We start from the raw sequence: 20,026 nt of genomic DNA, 5'->3' as shown, positions 1-20,026 counted from the left end.
CTGTTTAGCTGGCCAACTTGGACAAGTCAGCCACACGGTTCATGGCCTGATGCAAGGTCGCCAGCAGTCCCAGACGATTGGCTTTCAAGGCAGGGTCCTCGGCATTCACCATAACCTCATCAAAGAAAGTATCCACCGGAGCCTTAAGCACGGCCAGTGCCTGTAACGAAGCGGTGTAATCGCCTGCTTCAAACAGCTGATCCGCTTTAGGCTTGGTGTCAGCCAGGGCCTGATACAAGGCTTTTTCAGCCGCCTCTTGCAACAAACTGTCGTTCACTTCGGCCTTAACATCCCCTTCAACTTTTTTAAGGATATTCGACACACGCTTATTGGCAGCCGCTAGCGCAGGCGCTTCTGCCAAATTGGCAAACGCTTGCACGGCACTTAACCGGCGCGGCACTTCTGCCAGCTGGTTCGGTGACAAGGACAATACCGCATCCACCTCTTGCGCAGTCGCACCCTGGTCACGCAGGTTTACCGCCAGACGGTCAAAGCAGAAAGCCTGGATGGCTTCTGCCACCTCAGCATCCCCATGAAAGACGCTCAGCGTTTGTGCGATTAACTGGTCAAAGGCCAACGGCAAATCGGTTTCCATCAGCATACGCAAAATGCCTAGGGCCTGACGGCGCAAGGCAAATGGGTCTTTATCGCCAGTCGGCTTCTCGCCGATGCTGAACAAGCCCACCAGGGTTTCCAGCTTATCTGCCAACGCCACCACCACACCTACCTGGCTGCGTGGTAACTCATCACCGGCAAAGCGTGGGCGGTAGTGGTCTTCTATCGCATATGCCACGTCATCGGCCAAGCCTTCATGCTGGGCGTAATAGCGGCCCATAATGCCTTGCAATTCAGGGAACTCGCCGACCATATCGGTCAGCAGGTCAGCCTTGGACAAGCGCGCAGCTTGCGCCACTTTGGCGACAAAACCGTCGCCGCCGATGTGTTGCGCAATGGCGGTGGCAATGGTCACCACACGCTCATTACGCTCGCCTTGCGAGCCGAGCTTGTTGTGGTAAACCACTCTCGCCAAACCGGCCAGACGGCTTTCCAGCGTCTTTTTTCGGTCCTGGTCAAAGAAGAACTTGGCATCTGCCAGGCGCGGACGCACCACGCGCTCGTTACCGCCAATCACCTTGCTAGGATCGGCCGGATTAATATTAGACACAATTAAAAATTTATTTGTCAGCTTGCCATTGGCATCCAGCAGCGGGAAGTATTTCTGGTTGGCCTTCATGGTCAGAATCAGGCACTCTTGCGGCACCGCCAAAAACTCTTCTTCAAACTGGCCCAGCAATACATTCGGGCGCTCCACCAGCGCCGTGACCTCATCAAGTAATGCGTCGTCTTCAATCGGCTTTAGGCCTTGTTTGTCAGCCGCAGCTTGCAATTGCTGCGCAATCTCGGCACGACGGGCATCAAAACTCGCAATCACCGCCCCTTCATCCGCCAGTTGTTGCGCATAGGTGTCGGCAGACGTGAGCGTCACCACCGGATTTTTCGCTTCAAAACGGTGCCCTTGCGTGGTGTTGCCTGCCGTCAACCCCAGGGTTGAAATCGGCACAACGGTATCGCCATGCAAAGCGACCAAGCCATGCGCCGGCCGCACAAAATGAACACTTTCCCAGCCATCATTGATCTGGTAAGTCATCACTTTGGGAATAGGCAATTTGGCTAGCGTTTCATCCAGCGCTTTTTGCAAGCCTTCTTGCAAGGTCGCCCCTGCTTGAGTGGCATCCAGAAACAGAATATCGGCCTTGCCATCGTGCTCCTTGCGCAATTTGGCAACCGCGCTTTCATTCTCACTCAAGGCCTGCAACTTCTTCAATAATGCCGGCGTTGCATGCCCGCTGGCATCCAGACCAACGGTTGCTGGCATCAGTTTCTGCGCGACTTGCTTGTCCGCCGCTTTTTCGGATACCTGTGTGATATGTGCGGCTAAACGACGGGGTGACGCAAAGGAGGTGACTACACTGCCTTCTGCCACCAGGCCAGAAGCTTTCAGGCTCTCGGCCAGCACACTACTAAACGACTCGCCCAGTTTTTTCAGTGCTTTGGGCGGCAGCTCTTCTACAAATAATTCAACTAACAGATTGCGGGTACTCATGCGGCGGCTTTCTTGTTTTGTTCGGCTTGTTCGCTTTCCAGTTTGGCGATGACTTCATCCGCCCAAGCTTTAGGCGCCATCGGGAAGCCCAGTCGGGCGCGACTATCGAGATAGCTGGCGGCCACGGCGCGCGCCAGGTTGCGGATACGGCCAATATAAGCGGCACGCTCGGTGACGGAAATGGCACCGCGCGCATCTAGCAGGTTAAACGTATGCGCGGCTTTGAGCACTTGCTCGTACGCTGGCAGCGCGAGCTTCACCTCCATCAAATGCTTGGCCTGTTTCTCATGCGCATTAAAGGCCGTGAACAGGAAATCCGCATCAGAATGCTCAAAGTTATAGGTCGATTGTTCCACTTCATTCTGGTGGAACACATCACCGTATTTCACGCCGGGCGAGTATTCGAGGTCATAGACGTTTTCCACGCCTTGCAGGTACATGGCCAACCGCTCCAGACCATAGGTAATCTCACCGGTGATCGGTTTGCAGTTAATACCGCCTACTTGCTGAAAATAGGTGAATTGCGTCACTTCCATGCCGTTGAGCCAGACTTCCCAGCCCAGACCCCAGGCGCCCAGCGTCGGGTTTTCCCAGTCATCTTCGACAAAACGGATATCGTTTTCTTTCAGATTAAACCCCAGTGCCTCAAGTGAGCCGAGGTAGAGCTCCAGAATATTGGCGGGGGCGGGCTTCAGTACCACCTGAAATTGGTAGTAATGCTGCAAACGGTTTGGGTTTTCGCCATAGCGACCATCTTTGGGGCGGCGGCTAGGCTGCACATAGGCGGCTTTCCAGGGCTCAGGGCCCAGGGCGCGCAAAAAAGTTGCGGTGTGGCTGGTACCAGCGCCCACTTCCATATCGTAAGGTTGCAACAAAGTGCAGCCTTGTTTGTCCCAGTATTCCTGAAGCTTTAAAATAATTTGTTGAAAGGTCAGTACCATGACGCCTGATCCAGATAAATGTAAAACCAATATTTTACCTGATTCAGCCCGGGTAAAGAAATTGCATTCAGGCCATGCCCAGCTACCTGGCAGCCCCATTTGAAGAGTTGAATGCTTTTTTTGCGGCTTTTTGCGATTGTGGCATTCACTGAATTTTGTTAGATTGAGAAGATGAGCACTTATCGCACATGGGTATTGTTGTTGACGCTATGGTTTGCCTTGCTGCAAACCGTCGCGCCACTCATGCACGCCCATGCCGCTGGCGATACCGCGGCGGATGACGGTCCGCACATGCACATGGTAGATATTCCCGCCCTGCATACTCAGGCCGAAGCTTCCAAGCACCCGTTTCACTGGCATGTACACTCCAACAAATCGCACGGTCAAATCATCGGCTTAGGCCAAGCCATCAGCGAAAGCAATCCGCTGTCATCACTGATAGATGCCTATGCCAGCTTTTGGCTGCCCGCCGCCATTTTGCCCGCACTACTGTTGCTGGCAATCGCGCTGCAACGATCTGAAAAACCTTTTGAGCGACACCGTCAGGAACGCGCTCGGTCCAGTCTCACTCTCGCCTGCCACGCCCCACGCGCACCGCCTTACGCCTGAATAAATACGCGTAGCACCGGTTGGCATTAGCCATCCGTTTGCCTGTTTTATTCAGGAGTCTCTATGTTTCATTTAGTAAGGGGAGTCAACCGCTCCCTGCTGATCGCCTGGCTTGCCGCCTGCGGCGTCTGGCTTGCGCAACCAGCGCTGGCCGAGAAAATGCCCGCCAGTGTCGCCCAGCATCCTACCGAGCACGAAGATACCGTGGCGCTCAATGCACGCCTGTCACTGCACGAGGTTTTGCAGCAGGTGGTGGCCATTCACCCGCAACAAGCCTTGTTGGCCGCGCATCAGCAAATGGTCAACGCACGCAAAATCATGGCAAAAAGCTGGTTGCCCCTGGCACCTAGCGTGGGTTTCTCTCATCAAAACGATGCCTGGCTGAGTGATCGCGATGAGCGCGAATGGCAAGCACAAATGCAAATCCCGATCTGGCTACCGGGGCAACGCGAAGCGCGTAGCCAGGTGGCCAGTTTGGCCGATAACAGCCTGTCACAGGACCAGGCCAGCCTGCAACAGCTGGCGGCAGACTTGTTGCGCAATGCGGTTTGGGAGATTGCCATGCGCCGTAATGAGTTGCGTCTGGCAGAAAGCAGACGCGACACCTTGCGCAGCATTGCCGAGGATGTGCAAAAACGCTTTCGGGCGGGAGAAGTGGCCAGACTCGAGGTGATGCAAACCAGCCAGGAAACCTTGCAGGCTGAGCGCTTGTGGATCACGGCACAGGCAGAACTCATGCATGCGCAATTCCGCTACCAGCAGTTGACCGGTCTGAATGAAATGCCAGCCCGCCTCGAAGAATCCCTCTCCAGCCGTGAAGGCTATACAGAATCCCCGTTTTGGCTGGCAGCCCAGGCAAAAGTCAAGCTGGCAGAAGGGCAGCGTGACCTGACCATGATAGAGCAGCGACAAAACCCGACGCTCACTGTGAACACGCGCACTATGCAAGGAGGGTTTGATAGCAAGTTCAATAGCAGCATGGGGCTTTATGTCAACATCCCGCTGCAAAGCGAGGTGCAGCGCGCGCCCCTGATTGCCAATGCAGAACAAAATATCGGCGATGCCCGCATGCAACTGGAAACCCTGCGCCGCCAGCTTGAAAACAGCCTGCACGAGGCTGAGCACAACCTGCATGTCAGCCGCCAGGAGCTCGCCGTGATCGAGCAACAACAAGCCATCGCCAGTGAAAATTTTGCGCTGGCACGCAAAGCCTATCGGCTGGGCGAGCTTGACCTCAACCAATTATTACGCCTGCAACTGCTGGCTTTTGAAGCTGAACGCAGTTTGAGCAGCCAGCAACTTCAAGTGCAATGGAATATCGCCAAATACAATCAGGCCGTAGGAGTCCTCCCATGAAAAAAATACTGTTATTCACGCTCGCGGCTTGCCTGTCGTTGAACACCCTGGCGGCCACACGCTTGCCACTGACCGCGTCACAACTGCAGCAAATGCAGGTGCAATGGGGGCCGTTGAAAGCCCAGCAAACCGGTCTTTCTGCCAGCTATCCCGCAGAAGTCGTCTTGCCGCCCACGCAAACACGCGTGGTCACCGCGCCACAAGCCGGCCTGATTACCAAACTGAATGTCAGTGTCGGCGATAGTGTGAAACAAGGCCAGGTCATCGGCCAGCTCAGCAGCCCGGACCTGATCGCCTTGCAAAGCAATTATCTGCAAGCAGAAACCCAGGCCAGACTGCATGAGCAAGCCCTCAAACGTGACCAGGAATTATTCAAGGATGGCATTATTGCCCAGCGACGGATGCAGGAAACCCAAAGCGCCTATGAAACCAGCCAGGCGCTCATGCATGAGCGGCAACAAACCCTCAAGCTGTCTGGCCTGAGCGAAACGCAAATCCATCAGCTGGCGCAAAAACGCAGCATGCAAAACGGCATGGTCATTATTGCGCCTATCAGCGGCCAAATCATGGATCAGCAACAATCCGTAGGCGCACGCGTGGACATGGCCATGCCGATTTTCACGATCATGAATCCCAAGCCGTTATGGCTGATGATGCAGCTGCCGATGACTCAGGCCAGCACACTGACGCCTGGCACAGCCGTCAAATTGCCCAAGTTGGGGCTGAGCGCCAAAGTTGAAACCGTGTTGCGCAAGCTCAACAAAAACAACCAAACCACGCAAGTCCGTGCCGTGATTAGCGAAGGCGCCGAGCAACTGTCTATCGGGCAAATTGTAGATGTGGCGCTGGTTGAGCATACGACACAACACAGTTTTGCCGTGCCGAGAACGGCGGTGGCCCGCCAGGGCGAACAGGCCCTGATTTTTGTGCAACAAGCCAACGGCGTGACCGTCATGCCCGTCAACATTCTGCTGGAAGAAGACCAACAGCTCATTATCAAAGCTGATTTAACCGGCAATGAGCGTATCGCCACGCATGGCGTAGCCGCCTTAAAAGGTTATTGGCTGGGCATGGGGGGAGAGTAAGCATGTTGAACTGGCTTATTGAAACCTCGCTCAAGCAGCGGCTACTGGTGTGCGTGTTTGCGATCGGCCTGCTGTTCGCAGGCTGGACCGCTTATCAGACCATTGCCATTGACGCCTTCCCGGACGTCTCTTCGACGCAAGTCAAAATTATCATCAAATCACCAGGGATGACGCCGGAAGAAGTTGAGACGCGGATTACCGCACCGATTGAAGTCGAGATGCTGGGCATCCCCAAACAAACCAGTTTACGCGCGGTGGCGAAATATGCCCTGACCGACATCACCATCGACTTTGAAGACGGCACCGATATCTACTGGGCGCGCCAGCAGGTCACTGAGCGGCTCAACAATGCCTGGCCCAACTTGCCCGCCGAGATTTCTGGCGGCATCGCCCCCATGACCACCCCGCTTGGCGAGATGTTCATGTTCACCATAGAGTCGGACACGCTCAGCCTGCAGGAAAAGCGCTCGCTCCTGGACTGGGTGATTCGTCCACGTTTGCGCACCGTGCCTGGCGTGGCCGATGTCAATGCCCTGGGCGGACTGGTGCGCAGCTTTGAAATCGTGCCGGATAACACCAAGCTGCAGGCACGTGGCGTCGCCTTGAGCGAGCTGCAACAAGCCATCAGCGAAAACAACCGCAATGATGGGGCAGGCCGCCTCAAGGATGGCGAAGAGTCTTTACTGGTCCGTGCTGAAGGCGCCTTTAAGACGCTGGATGATGTGCGCCATACCGTGCTCAAAGGTCACCAGGGCAGCCCCATACGCATCGCGGATGTTGCCGAAGTCCGCATCGGGGAATTGACCCGTTACGGTGCCGTCAGCCGTAATGGTAAAGGTGAAGCGGTGGAAGGCCTGGTGTTGGGCTTAAGGGGCGCGAACGCCAGACAAGTGGTGGAAGGCGTACGTGCCAAACTGGATGAAATCGCCCCCACCCTCCCCAAGGGCGTCACCATTCATGTGTTTTATGACCGTGGCAATCTGGTCGAACACGCGGTACACACGGTGAACAAGGCGCTGATGGAAGCGGTAGTGCTGGTGCTGATTTTACTGGTACTGTTTTTAGGCAATCTGCGCGCAGCGCTCACGGTCGCATGTGCCTTGCCCCTGGCCATGCTCGCCACCTTTTGGCTCATGCAACAATATGGCATGTCAGCCAATCTCATGTCATTGGGGGGCCTTGCCATCGCCATTGGCATGTTGGTCGACTCTGCCGTGGTGGTGGTCGAAAACATCGTCGAACATCTGGCGCACAACCAAGCCTCACCCACCACAGATAAACTCGGCATCATTCTCGCGGCCATGCGCGAGGTCAGTGTGCCTGTCAGTGCCGGTATGATCATCATCATGACCGTATTTCTCCCCTTGCTCAGTCTGCAAGGGTTGGAAGGCAAGCTGTTTGCGCCGGTGGCGCTGAGCATTATTTTCGCACTGGGTTCATCGTTGTTGCTATCGCTCACCATTATTCCGGTACTGGCCTCATTCCTCATCCGCGAACAAGCCAGCGAAGACCCGTGGTTGATCCGGCACCTCAATCGCTGGTATGCCAGCGCACTAAACACGGCCATGCAACATAAGCGCCCTGTGCTTTTAGCCGCGGTTGTCCTGCTGGTGCTCACCGGCGCCGTCTATCCGCTGATCGGCAAAACCTTTATGCCCACCATGGATGAAGGCGACATCATCATCGGCACCGAAAAACTGCCTTCTATCTCCTTGCAACAAAGCATCGCAACAGATACCCATCTGCAACAAACCCTGCTACAACAAGTGCCAGAGCTCGAAGGCGTTTACTCCAGGGCGGGCGCTGACGAACTGGGTCTGGACCCGATGGGCGTGAATCAGACCGATAATTTTCTGGTGCTCAAACCACGTGACCAATGGCAAGTGCCAGACAAAGCGACGCTGATCGAAAAGCTGCGCCAAGTCATGCACAGCGTTCCCGGCCTGGATTACAACTTCACGCAACCGATCGAAATGCGCGTAAACGAAATGATCCTCGGTGTGCGTGGTGATTTGGCGCTCAAAATCTTTGGGACAGACCTCAACGTACTCGACCAGAAAGCGCAGCAAATCATCAAAGTGCTCGAATCCATCCCTGGCAATCAGGATGTCTATACCCCGCAAAACAGTGGCGTGCAATATTTGCAAATCAAGATAGACCGCGTCGCCGCCGGACGACTCGGCCTCAGCGTGGCGGACATCAACACCCTGCTGCAAAGCCAGCTCGAAGGCAAATTGCTCGGCATCGTGCTGGAAGGCAACCGCCGCACCCCAATCTTGCTGCGCGGCAGCCAGATCGTGCGCGAATCCGCCGCCGACTTCAGCCAACTCATGCTGGCGCTGCCGCAAGGTGGCACTGTCCCGCTTTCCAGCGTCGCTCACGTCGTGCGCGAAGAAGGCCCGGTCAAGGTAGACCGCGAACGCGGCAACCGCATGGTCGTCGTCACCGCCAATGTTAAAGGGCGCGATCTGGTCAGCTTTGTAGAAGAAGCCAAGCAAAAAGTGGCACAGCAAGTAGCGCTACCCGAAGGCTACTGGCTGAAATGGGGCGGCCAGTTCGAAAACCAGCAACGTGCCGCCGCACGCCTCAGCATCGTCATCCCGATTGCGGTCACACTGATTGCGCTGCTGCTGTTCATGACCTTCGGCTCCCTGCCAAAAGCCCTGCTCATACTCGCCAACATCCCATTCGCCATGATCGGTGGCGTATTCGCACTGTGGCTATCAGGTGAATACCTCTCTGTCCCAGCCTCGGTCGGCTTTATCGCCTTGCTAGGGATCGCAGTACTAAATGGCGTCGTCATGGTCAGTCACTTCCAACACTTAGCCGAACAAGGAATGGCGGCCAGCCTCATCGCCTACGAAGGCGCCAAACGCCGCCTGCGGCCAGTACTCATGACCGCCAGCATCACCGCCTTTGGCCTGATTCCCCTATTGTTTGCCACTGGACCAGGCGCTGAGATTCAACGGCCATTAGCCATTGTGGTGATTGGGGGCCTCATCACAGCGACCTTTTTGACGTTGTTTGTCTTGCCGATTTTGTATCAGCACTTTTTTGGTAGGGAAAAGAGGGTTTAAATGAGCAAGCAATTCTGCTTAACAGTGATGTTTGGCTGACTAGTCAGGCAATCTTTTCGCCTTTCGACAAGTGAATTTTGGCTGCTTCCCTCCAGAAAGTCACCACATCCAGCAAAGTGTTGCGACATAGGCTAAGCTTCAGGTGAAGCCGTATTGGCAGCTCTAGCCAAGATGAGTTTCGCGAACGCTTAGCCAAAGTCCGGCAAAGCAATGGACGAAATTCCTAAGCCGAGCACCGCAGGGAATCAGTGGAAACTCGGGTGCACTTTCTTTTGCTGACTTGTTCTTTGGGCAAGCAAAGACAAATCACTCGCCGAGTGGCGAAATAGAACATCACAGATTACAAGCAACTGTCCGCGTGGGCATCCATGCCCACCCTACTACTCTATCAATCAACCTTGATGTGGACACAGAATGCCCTAAGAATCGCCTACCAAATCCACGCAGACCTGGCTGCACTCACGACAAGACGGGTCTACTTCAATCCGCAAACGCAAGCAGCAAGAATTACCTTCTTACCCTAATCCAGATCAATCCTGCCGCACTCAAGACCAAAAACGCCCAATTCCCCCACCAAACATAAGGCGTCTTTCCTTGGTAGCTCTGCGCTTCCCCCGTCAAGATCACCGCCTCATCATGCGGTGCATGCTGCAATACCTGGCCATTTTTATCGATGATGGCGGTCGCGCCCGTATTGGTGCTGCGCAACACCATCCGCCCGGTTTCAATGGCGCGCACCTGGCTGAATTGCATATGCTGGTCGGCCGCAAATGATTGTCCGTACCAGGCATCGTTGCTGATATTGACCAAGAGCTCGGCTTGCGGCAGTTGCTGGGCAATTTCTTCGCCAAACACGTCTTCATAGCAAATATTGACGCCGACTTTTTGCCCGGCAATCAGCAATGGCTGTTTCGATGTGCCGCGGGATAAATCGCTGAGCGGCATATGCAGCCAGTCACGGTAGATCCAGCCGAACAGGCTTTTAAGCGGAATAAATTCGCCAAAAGGCACCAGGTGGCTTTTGGAATATGACTGTGTGGGAGAGCTGCCCAGGCTGATGGCGCTATTAAAGTACTGGTCTTGTTTGGACTCAACAACGCCCACCAAGAGGTCGCCTTTTTGCTGTACTGCGTGCTGTTTGAGAGCATCGAGATAGCTGGGCGCAAGTTGGTCGAGCAGCACCGGCAAGGCGGTTTCGGGCAGCACAATCAATTGGGCCTGGGTTTGCTGCACCATGTCGAAATACTGTCGCAAGGTCTGTTCCGCGTGCTCAGGCGACCATTTGATGGTTTGGCTAATATTGCCTTGCAGCAAGGCGACCGAGACAGGTTTTCCCGTAGGCTGCGTCCACGGCACCAGTGTCAGCAGGCTGCCGCCTAGCCACAATAGCGCGAGCATGATGAAGGCCGGTTTACGCTGCGGCGTGATCAGCAGGCAAGCAAGACTGGCAGCCCCCAGCATGAGCAAGGTCGAGACGCCATAGACGCCAACGACAGGCAGAAAACCGCTGAGCGGGCTATCTGGGGCCTGACTGTAGCCCAGTGTCAACCAGGGGAACCCGGTAAAAATCCAGCTACGCACCCAGTCTGACAAGGCCCACAGCAGTGGTGCAGACCATAGCAGATGACCGACTTTTTTTGCCAGATAAGCGGCGAGGGCCGGGAACAGTGCCATGAAGGCGCACAGACAAAAGGTACAAAACCCGGCAAACCACCAGGGCATGCCGCCAAAGGTATGCAGGCTGATATAAATCCAGTAGATACCAACACCGTATAAGCCCAAGCCAAACGCCAGGCCCAGCCTGAACACTTGCGCGGGCGTGACCGCCTGCTGCCAAAGTAGCAGCAAGGCTGCCAGCGTCAGCCACGGTAACCAAAACAGATTAAACGGCGCAAAACCAAACACCGTTAACGCGCCTAACAGGCATGAAAGAACGGTTTGCTGCATCCACGAGGCCTGGCTGAGCCAGGCGGTGATTACGCGCATGGCAGGCCTTTCGGGTGACCTTTGACCGGTTGCAGATCCGCCATCTTAAGCCAGGCTGAAAAATCGGCGGACTGCATGACTTGCCACTCGATCATGCGCGCAATGGCGATGGGGTCTAAGGGATCCACCGTCTGTGTTGGCCGGGCAGGATGGCACATGAGGACGGGTGGCAATTCGTTTTGCGTGGCAGGCCTCAGATGCTTAAGTTGTCTGGCCCATTCTATCCAATGTGCCTGATAGGCGGCAGCATCGCCCTGAAAATCATAGACGCCTAATAAGACTGGCGAGACCCGGAAACCAGCCGCACTTGCCTGTCGCTGCAAGGCTTGTGCGCCTAGCCAATGAATAATGCGCGCCTTGAGACCGGTTGCTGCTGGCGGGCTGGAAATACGCAGCCAGGGACGTTGATCCACGGGCAGATGGCCATAGCGTTGTTGCATGAGTGTGATCAACGATTCGCGGATCATTGGCAACTGATGCACATGCAAGTGACCATCAATATAATCAGGCGGCGTGTGCAAGGCCGCTTCAAAGGCATCCAGTTGCTGTGTGATATTCGACGTCACATCTGCAGGATTGAGCATGCCGCACAGGCTGCGCATGATCAGGACGGGATGTGCAAAGCGTGAGGTGTGCGCGTACTGCGTGAAATCAAGATGCAAGCCGATGTCTGCCAAATTGCGGATGGCTGGCGTGACATGCCGGGCACTCTCTGACCAACGCGGACTCAAGGTCATGCAAGAGGTGGCGGTCAATACGCCGCGCTCGATCAAGGCCAGGATGGCGTCATCAATCTCGGCGGACTGTGCATAATCATCTGCACAAATAATGAGCTGCGTCATGCTTGGCCCTCATGGTGTTGAAACGCCCAAAAGCGGCTGAGCAGCCAGGTGCTTGCCGCGACCATCACCATCACGCAGCCGAGCACCAGCCAGAAAGGCAGCGGCGTATAGTTCAGCCCCAGCCATAACAGGGCCTGATTGCCAAAGAACCCCAATAAGGCCACCGCAAAAAACTTGCAGAATGCCGCCAGATGATTGGCTTGTGTGCCGCGAAAAGACCATAGCCGATGACCGAGGTAACTGACCGGAAATGCGCATAAAAAGCCGATCCAATTCGCCTGTGCCGGTGACAGGCCCCAGGCATGTGCCAGTAGCGCCATGACATAATGGACGGCGGCCGCGAAGGCACCAACACTGACAAACCCGAGTACCGAGGCACGCATGGGACGCTTAGCGGGAATCCGCTGATGGCGCAGGCGTGACGACTTCTGCCACAATGTAGGGTGGCCGCCCTTTGACCTCATCATAAACACGCGCCAGATATTCGCCAAGCACGCCGATAAACAACAACTGTACGCCGGACAGGAACATCATGCTGGCAACGACGGTGGGCCATCCAGGAACAGACTCATGAAAAAATAGCGCATCAATGACCACCAGCAAACCATAGGCAAACGCCAGAATAGCCAGGGTGGCACCAGTCAGGCTGGCCAGACGTAAAGGCAACACCGAGAAACTGGTAATGCCAGTCCAGGCCAAGGCAATCAGCTTGAGTTTTGAATAAGCACTTTCACCATGCAACCGCGGCAATGGGGTGTACGGAATGCCGATCGACTTGTAGCCAACCCAGGCATAGATACCTTTCATGAAGCGGTTGCGTTCTGGCAGTGCACACAGCGCATCAACCACTTTACGGTCCATCAGGCGGAAATCACCGGCGTCGCGTGGGATTTCCACATGGGTGCTGCTACTCATCATGCGATAAAACAGCCGAGATCCCCAGAGTTTGAAAGGCGATTCCTGCTCGCGGTCCTGACGCACGGCATAGACCATGTCATATCCCTCGCGCCACTTTTCCAGCATGGTGTACATCAGATCTGAAGCGTGCTGACCATCGGCATCCATACAAATGACGATCTCACCCTTGGCATAAGTCAGGCCAGCGCTGATGGCGTTTTCCTTGCCAAAGTTGCGGGAGAACTTGACCAGGGTCACACGACACTCGTCCACCAGCGACTGCACCACGAGTGAGGTCTGATCACGGCTACCGTCATCCACCACGACAATGTCCCAGTTGGGCGACATTTGCTGCAAATCTTGCCGGATATTTTGCAAGGTTTTTGCAATATTTTTTTCTTCGTTGTAAGCAGGCACCATCACCGTCATATGCGGCTGGGCAGATTGGCGATGGCTAACAGCAGTGGTCATGGCGTCATACTCAAAAATAACTGGGACTATTGTAGCGGATTGCGGTTAGTTTTTGGCTGGCGTCGCTTTGCGATCCGCCCCTTGCAAGTGACGACGGTCCTTGACTACCGCCAGCCACATGCCATCGCGCTGGATGCCACTGATGAGTTTGCCTTGCATGACCTCGTGGCAATGCATATTGGTGGTGGAGAGGAAAAAATCTGCTTCCTCCCAGCGGCGGGTGACACTGAAGCGACCATCCAGATAGGGCTCAATTTGTGGCGTATCCACACAGGCGGCCACCCAATAAGGCTGGCTGCGCGCGGGCAAATGCAGGGCCGTGAGTTGGGCCGCAGCCGCCCGCAGGGCGCTGGACCAGTAATCGCCCTCCCATTTGAACTGTGCTTGTGCCTGATCGCCAACCAGACGATTTAACCTGACGTATTGATACGGATGCATTTGCACAATATCCACCAGCGTCACCAGCATGAGTCCGGCGATAACCCCCGCCCACAGCGCTTGGGCGTGATAATGCAAGGACGATGTGCACTGCACGCAGGCCTGCCAAACCGCGAGCACAGACCAGGCAGACAAGATGGCCAGCAAGGGCAAGATAAAGGTAAAGTGTCGGACGCCATTGTACAAAGCGGGACGGTCATCCATGACAAAGACCAGCGGAAACAGGATGCCCATCAACAGCGTATACATAGGCATGCGTATTGCGTTGTCAGCCAGTCGCAGTGACCGTCTATTCACCAGCCAGAGCAAGGCGACCCCGGCAAACGCTAGTAGCGCAGCCTCGGGCAACTTCACTGCCAGATACTGGAACAAATAGCTGCGTGGAACCTCGCTGATGTTATACACCACCCCGTTGGCGATGGTTTGCATATTAAAGTCAAAATGGGAGAACGACTTGGCCGCCTCCAGCATGTTGTCGGCCTCGATCACGCTCCACGGCCAGCACATGGCCATAAACACAAACGCCAGCACTGCCGCAGGCAGCAACACCCATACCATGCGCAACAGGCGCGAAAATATCGGCGTGTGCAGTTGCCTATGATCGAGCCAGGCCCGCAGCATGACCAGCAAAACCAGATAAATCACGGCAAAGGCGCCGCCCACGCGCAAGCCAAGCGCACCGCCGACCGCAAAGCCGAGCAGGACAATGACTCTGCCACTCACCAGTTCCATGTCGCGCACCACCAAGGCGGTGGCATACAGCGCCCACAGCATGCAGGTCGCAAATGGAACATCTTTGGTATGGGTAAACATGGTGCCTGACCACGACACGGTCAAAAACAACATGGTCATTGCCAATAGTGCCAGACGGGGGCCGCCTAGCAACCGGCCAAATTGCGAAACACCATAAAAACCAAGCAAGCCAAACAAGGCAGAGAGCAGATGCCGGATATCCCAGATCATGACCGGGATGTAGGGGTCGAGTGCGGCCGCGATAATATCGAACAGGCCGCCATAGAGATATAGATTACGGTAATGAAAAGCGTCCTGGTCCTTGAATCCCGACTGATACCAGTCGAGCAGCATTTGGCCATAGGTATGCTGCACATACTCATCATTGCTGATGCCATGCTGACGGAAGGTCAACGCTACCCATGCGACCAGTACAAGCCAAAACAGCCGGATCAACCAGCGGTAAAGTGACTCATTCGAGGAAGCATTTGCAGCAGCGTTCATGGGCCTTGCCATTAAAAAAATGAAACAGGCGCAAGCGTATCACGACACCCTGCCGGATGGTAGAGCAAGACCCATGGTCTTGCTCGTATTTTGTCAAATTAAGGAAGAATGCTTATTGCGTACCAGGATCGGTATGCACGGAGAAACGGTAGCCTGAACCGCGTACCGTCTGAATCATTTCCTGATGATTGGAGGCCACCAGTGCATTGCGTAAACGACGGATATGCACATCCACGGTACGGTCTTCAACAAAGACACGGTCACCCCACACCTTGTCCAGCAGTTGCGTACGGCTATGCACACGCTCAGGATTGGTCATGAAGAAATGCAGCAGTTTGAATTCGGTAGGGCCCAGTGGAATATGGACATTGTGACCAGTCACCCGATGGGTAGTCGGGTCCAGATGCAAGCCGGCAATTTCAATCGGATCATCTGTCATCTGCGGCGCACGTCTGCGCAACACGGCCTTGATGCGTGCATTTAATTCACGCGGGCTGAATGGCTTGGTCACATAATCATCCGCACCCACTTCTAGACCACGCACCTTGTCAAACTCATCGCCGCGGGCAGTGAGCATGATAATCGGCACTTCTTTGGTCATGCTGTCAGATTTAAGCCTGCGCGCAAACTCGATCCCGCTCATGCCAGGCAACATCCAGTCCAGCAAAATCAGGTCTGGCATCGTTTCGCGTAACAACATTTGTGCATGTTCAACGCTGGTGGCACGGATAGCATGATGCCCCGCCTGTTTGATATTCAACGCCAGCAATTCCTGGATCGCCGGTTCGTCTTCTACCACCAAAATATTCGCTGCAGCCATGACACTCCCTTCGAGCAATATTGAGATCAAACTACTTAATTGAATGCTCGCCAGTTTATGAATTAATTATGACATTTTAATGACAACATCACATAAATTTAATCAAGACTGTTATTGCCTTTTGGGGCAAATTGTAACAATATGTAACAGACGTAAATGAGGGGCTTTATCTTGATTAATCTTTCCAAAGAACACATTACAGCCGGCAATCAGTTTAATCGCTGGCTGGTACCGCCAGCCGCATTGGCAGTACATCTTTCAATAGGCATGGCCTATGGCTTTAGCGTGTTCTGGAAACCGTTAGGCAATGCATTGACCGGACCAGACGGCAAACCTGTTGCCGCCTGTGCTGCAGGCGCATCCACTTTCGCCGACAAATTGGCCGGCACCGCAAAAGCATTGACCGCCACCGACTGTAACTGGACCCAGTTTGATCTGGGCTGGATGTATACCTTATTTTTTGTCTTGCTTGGCTGCTCGGCGGCGATTTGGGGCGGCTGGCTGGAACGGGCAGGACCGCGTAAAGCCGGGCTGGTAGCCATGCTTTGCTGGTGCGGTGGTTTACTGATTTCGGCGCTGGGCATACACCAGCATCAACTCTGGATGATGTGGCTGGGTAGCGGCGTCATTGGCGGCATCGGCTTGGGGCTGGGCTACATCTCACCCGTTTCCACCCTGATTAAATGGTTCCCAGATCGTCGCGGCATGGCGACCGGCCTGGCGATTATGGGCTTTGGCGGGGGCGCCATGATAGGCTCACCTCTGGCGACTAAGCTGATGGCGATGTTTGCCACACCGACAGACCCTGGTGTCTGGCAAACGTTTGTGGTGCTGGCGCTGATTTACGCGGTATTCATGACTTGTGGTTCGCTGGGTTACCGTGTCCCCGCCGCCAACTGGAAACCTGCTGGCTGGACGCCACCCGATGTACAACACAACCGACTGGTAGCCACCCGGCATGTACACTTGAAAAATGCCCATAAAACGCCACAGTTCTGGCTATTATGGCTGATTTTGTGCATGAATGTGTCAGCAGCCATCGGTATTATTGGCGCAGCAGCGCCGATGTTACAAGAGACCTTTGGTGGCGTATTGATAGGCCAGCCACAACTGGGCTTTGCCGAGATCAAGGCAGACGAAGCATTAACCGCCACAGCAGCCGCTGTTGGCGCAGGCTTTGTCGGTCTCATTTCGCTGTTCAATATTTTTGGCCGTATCGGCTGGGCCACCTCTTCCGATAAGCTGGGGCGCAGAACCACTTACTTTATCTTTTTTGTGCTGGGCATCATGATGTATGTCTGCGGCACCTATGCCGCCAACCATCATCAACTAGCCTTGTTCCTACTGGTGTTTTGTGTGATCGCCTCCATGTACGGCGGCGGCTTCGCGACCATTCCCGCCTACCTGGCAGACCTGTTTGGCACGCAGTTTGTCGGTGCGATTCATGGCCGCCTGTTAACCGCCTGGTCGACCGCAGGGATTTTGGGGCCCGTCATCGTCAACTACATGCACGATGTGAGGCTGGAGGCTCATGTTCCGTATGCAGACATTTATGCGCCGATATTCATGACGCTGGCGGCTTTGCTTGGGGTGGGCTTCACGGCCAATTTGCTGGTCCGGCCAGTGGCAGACAAATACTTCATGTCCGACAGCGAACTGGCGGCTGAACAGCAAAGCGGCAAAAAACCGGCAGACAACGCAGTCAGTCTGGCTAAAACAGATACGCCAACACCTGCCATACTGGTAAAACTGGCCTGGCTGGCGGTACTAATCCCCATCAGTTACGGCATCTGGATGACCGTACAAAAAGCCTGGTCATTGTTCGCATAATCCGTAAAGCAGCCGTTTGGGTTAAAATAGCACTTTTATGTGTTAACCCACGGACTCAAAGTGAACAAAATTGCCCAAAATCTGGACGGTACCGGTAAAAAAATCGGTATCGTTCTTTCCCGCTTTAACGACAATATCGGTGCAGGTTTGCTTAACGCCTGCGAACAAGAACTGCTCAAACTGGGCGTCGCTGCTGAAGATATTACGCTTGCCAGTGTCCCTGGTGCGCTCGAAACGCCCCTGATTCTGCAGCACATGGCGCTGTCAGAAAACTTCGATGCCCTGATTGCCCTAGGCGCTATCATCCGCGGCGAGACCTACCACTTTGAAGTGGTGTCCAACGAGTCCGCGCGCGGCATTTCCGAAGTGCAGCGTGACACTGGCGTGCCCGTCGCCAACGCCATCCTGACCACCGAAAACGACGAACAAGCCGAAGCACGCATGGCCATCAAAGGCGCTGAAGCTGCACAAGTGGCGATTGAAATGGCCAATCTGGTGAATGCACTATGAGTGCTGATCAGGCAGCACCCAGCAAAAGCAAAGGCAGTAAAAACCGCCGAAAATCGCGTGAGCTGGCGCTCAAGGCCCTGTACCGCAACCGTATGAATGCGGGCGATGTCAAACAACTGCGCCTGGACAGTTTGGATGACCCGGACTATTTCAAAGCGGATGAAGCGTATTTCAAACAACTGCTGACCGGGGTACTCGAGCAGACCGAGCAAATCGACGCCATGATCGGCCAGTTTATTGACCGTCAACTCGAAGAACTGAGTCCAATCGAACATGCCATTTTGCGTATTTCAGGTTATGAACTGATGTTTGATGTCAGCATCCCGTACCGGGTCGCGATCAATGAAGGCGTGGAGCTCGCCAAAGCTTATGGTGGCATAGACGGCCATAAATACATCAATGGCGTCTTGGATAAAGTCGCCGCGCAAGTCCGTCCGCATGAATTTGGTCAACAAGTCAAAAAGTAACTCTTTGACGGTTTGAACCTGGATCTGACATAAAAAAGACAGCGCTTAAAAGCGCTGTCTTTTTTATGTGCGGAGTGAGTAAGTCGCAGAAAAATAGCAATTACACATCAAGTGATAACGTCACCAACTGCATTTCAGCAGCATCTAAACGTGCCACCACTGCGGTGTCGTGCCAATCCCCTAACACCCAACGCTCACAGGCATGCTGATCGACCAGCAAAGGATGTATCGCTGGCCGGTGTGTATGGCCATGCAACAACACATCCGGATAGTGATTATCGCGAATCAACTGGTTGACCGCCTCGCCATTCACATCCATGATCTGCATGCTTTGGCTGGCTTTGTTTTGCGCACTCTGGCTACGCGCTTCTTGGGCAAAGGCAATGCGTGCTGCCAACGGCTGCGACAGAAAAGCGTGTTGCCAGGCCGGACTGCGCACCTGCTGACGAAATTGCTGATAAGCCACATCGTCCGTGCATAGCGCATCTCCATGACTCAACAGAATGCTTTTGCCTGCCATCTGCAAGCGCGCAGGGTCTTGGAGTAAAGTGAGGCCACAGGCCTCAGCAAAGGCCTCACCGATTAAGAAGTCACGGTTACCGTGCATGAAATAAAGCTGAACCCTTTGTGCCGACAAAGCCCGAAGCGCCTGGACGACAGGCAAAAATGCTCGGCCATACTCGGCGTCTTGCAGCAGGTCGTCACCCACCCAGACCTCAAAAAAATCACCGAGAATATACAATGCGTTGGCCTGACTAACCACGGTGTCTAGCCAATGCAAAAAAGCCTGCGTTACCGCAGGCCTTTGCGCACTCAAGTGCAGATCAGAAATGATCCAGGTGGTCATGCCCTAGGCAACCACAACTGCTTTTTCAATCACCACAGATTCAACGGGCACATCCTGATGACCAGCGCGGCTAGCTGTTTTGACTGCTGTGATTTTATCCACGACGTCCATGCCTTCGACCACTTTACCGAACACGCAGTAACCCCAACCTTGAGTGGTGGGTGCGCTAAAGTTGAGGAAGTCGTTATCTTTCACGTTGATGAAAAACTGGGCAGACGCTGAGTCTGGCACCATGGTACGTGCCATGGCAATCGTATATTTATCATTGCTGAGGCCATTATCGGCTTCATTTTTGATCGGCGCGTCAGTTGGTTTTTGCTTCATGTCGACATCAAAGCCACCGCCTTGAATCATGAAGTCTTTGATCACGCGATGAAAAATCACGCCATCATAAAAGCCTTTTTCTACATAGCTCAAAAAGTTAGCGACCGTGATCGGTGCTTTTTCTGCGTTGAGTTCTAGCGTGATATCGCCAAAGTTAGTCGTCAGTTTGACCAAAATATTCTCCGT

The 20,026-nt window shown here is 54.4% G+C and carries 17 protein-coding genes; 7 read left to right on the top strand and 10 right to left on the bottom strand.

Annotated elements, in window-relative coordinates; genetic code table 11:
* Positions 1–4: 4 nt before the first annotated feature.
* Both glyS and glyQ read right to left on the bottom strand, forming a co-directional pair.
* Entirely contained in the window at positions 5–2,104 is a 2,100-nt protein-coding gene (gene glyS / locus GOC95_RS08315) for a glycine--tRNA ligase subunit beta (RefSeq protein WP_275356647.1), read from the bottom strand.
* Entirely contained in the window at positions 2,101–3,045 is a 945-nt protein-coding gene (glyQ, locus tag GOC95_RS08310) for a glycine--tRNA ligase subunit alpha (RefSeq protein WP_275356646.1), read from the bottom strand. The genes glyS and glyQ overlap by 4 nt, the downstream gene beginning before the upstream one ends.
* A gap of 171 nt (positions 3,046–3,216) precedes the next feature.
* On the opposite strand from glyQ, the gene GOC95_RS08305 reads away from it, so the two are divergent.
* The 4 genes from GOC95_RS08305 to GOC95_RS08290 all read left to right on the top strand — a co-directional run bounded on the left by GOC95_RS08305 (position 3,217) and on the right by GOC95_RS08290 (position 9,172).
* Complete coding sequence (locus GOC95_RS08305; protein WP_275356645.1) at positions 3,217–3,654, top strand: hypothetical protein; 438 nt, start codon at positions 3,217–3,219, stop codon at positions 3,652–3,654.
* Positions 3,655–3,717: 63 nt separating this feature from the next.
* Positions 3,718–5,010: a TolC family protein gene (locus GOC95_RS08300; protein ID WP_275356644.1), complete on the top strand. Its 1,293-nt coding sequence runs from the start codon at positions 3,718–3,720 to the stop codon at positions 5,008–5,010.
* Entirely contained in the window at positions 5,007–6,095 is a 1,089-nt protein-coding gene (locus GOC95_RS08295; RefSeq protein WP_275356643.1) for an efflux RND transporter periplasmic adaptor subunit, read from the top strand. The genes GOC95_RS08300 and GOC95_RS08295 overlap by 4 nt, the downstream gene beginning before the upstream one ends.
* Before the next feature lie 2 nt (positions 6,096–6,097).
* Positions 6,098–9,172, top strand: a complete 3,075-nt coding sequence (locus tag GOC95_RS08290; protein ID WP_275356642.1) for a CusA/CzcA family heavy metal efflux RND transporter — start codon at positions 6,098–6,100, stop codon at positions 9,170–9,172.
* 507 nt (positions 9,173–9,679) lie between these two features.
* On the opposite strand, the gene lnt is transcribed toward GOC95_RS08290, so the two are convergent.
* From lnt to phoB, 6 genes are all read right to left on the bottom strand, one after another.
* Complete coding sequence (gene lnt / locus GOC95_RS08285) at positions 9,680–11,158, bottom strand: apolipoprotein N-acyltransferase (RefSeq protein ID WP_275356641.1); 1,479 nt, start codon at positions 11,156–11,158, stop codon at positions 9,680–9,682.
* Positions 11,149–12,000 carry a ChbG/HpnK family deacetylase gene (locus GOC95_RS08280; RefSeq protein ID WP_275356640.1) on the bottom strand — a complete coding sequence of 284 codons (852 nt, stop codon included), beginning with the start codon at positions 11,998–12,000 and terminating at the stop codon, positions 11,149–11,151. The genes lnt and GOC95_RS08280 overlap by 10 nt, the downstream gene beginning before the upstream one ends.
* On the bottom strand, positions 11,997–12,383 hold the full coding sequence (locus tag GOC95_RS08275) for a GtrA family protein (protein ID WP_275356639.1): 387 nt from the start codon (positions 12,381–12,383) through the stop codon (positions 11,997–11,999). The genes GOC95_RS08280 and GOC95_RS08275 overlap by 4 nt, the downstream gene beginning before the upstream one ends.
* 7 nt (positions 12,384–12,390) lie before the next feature.
* The gene (locus GOC95_RS08270) at positions 12,391–13,368 is read right to left on the bottom strand and encodes a glycosyltransferase family 2 protein (protein WP_275356638.1); all 978 of its coding nucleotides are present in this window, start codon (positions 13,366–13,368) and stop codon (positions 12,391–12,393) included.
* Between the two features lie 45 nt (positions 13,369–13,413).
* Positions 13,414–15,042: a hypothetical protein gene (locus GOC95_RS08265; protein ID WP_275356637.1), complete on the bottom strand. Its 1,629-nt coding sequence runs from the start codon at positions 15,040–15,042 to the stop codon at positions 13,414–13,416.
* 112 nt (positions 15,043–15,154) lie between these two features.
* Positions 15,155–15,862 carry a phosphate regulon transcriptional regulator PhoB gene (gene phoB, locus GOC95_RS08260; RefSeq protein ID WP_194749295.1) on the bottom strand — a complete coding sequence of 236 codons (708 nt, stop codon included), beginning with the start codon at positions 15,860–15,862 and terminating at the stop codon, positions 15,155–15,157.
* A gap of 156 nt (positions 15,863–16,018) precedes the next feature.
* On the opposite strand from phoB, the gene GOC95_RS08255 reads away from it, so the two are divergent.
* The 3 genes from GOC95_RS08255 to nusB are packed head-to-tail and all read left to right on the top strand — an operon-like array spanning position 16,019 to position 18,669.
* A complete protein-coding gene (locus GOC95_RS08255; protein ID WP_275356636.1) occupies positions 16,019–17,692 on the top strand; it encodes an OFA family MFS transporter in 1,674 nt (557 codons plus the stop codon).
* A 60-nt stretch (positions 17,693–17,752) separates the two neighbouring features.
* Positions 17,753–18,202, top strand: a complete 450-nt coding sequence (gene ribH / locus GOC95_RS08250) for a 6,7-dimethyl-8-ribityllumazine synthase (protein ID WP_194749293.1) — start codon at positions 17,753–17,755, stop codon at positions 18,200–18,202.
* Positions 18,199–18,669: a transcription antitermination factor NusB gene (nusB, locus tag GOC95_RS08245; RefSeq protein ID WP_194749292.1), complete on the top strand. Its 471-nt coding sequence runs from the start codon at positions 18,199–18,201 to the stop codon at positions 18,667–18,669. Before ribH ends, nusB begins: the two co-directional genes overlap by 4 nt.
* Before the next feature lie 100 nt (positions 18,670–18,769).
* Here the strand turns inward: nusB and GOC95_RS08240 are convergent, their stop codons facing one another.
* Complete coding sequence (locus GOC95_RS08240) at positions 18,770–19,516, bottom strand: UDP-2,3-diacylglucosamine diphosphatase (protein ID WP_275356635.1); 747 nt, start codon at positions 19,514–19,516, stop codon at positions 18,770–18,772.
* 3 nt (positions 19,517–19,519) lie between these two features.
* Positions 19,520–20,014, bottom strand: coding sequence for a peptidylprolyl isomerase (locus tag GOC95_RS08235; protein WP_194749290.1), 495 nt, complete (start codon positions 20,012–20,014; stop codon positions 19,520–19,522).
* Between the last annotated feature and the right edge of the window lie 12 nt (positions 20,015–20,026).

The organism is Methylophilus sp. YYY-1, from assembly GCF_029132825.1.
Lineage (GTDB): Bacteria > Pseudomonadota > Gammaproteobacteria > Burkholderiales > Methylophilaceae > Methylophilus > Methylophilus glucosoxydans.
This window is presented reverse-complemented; position numbering and strand designations above follow the sequence as displayed.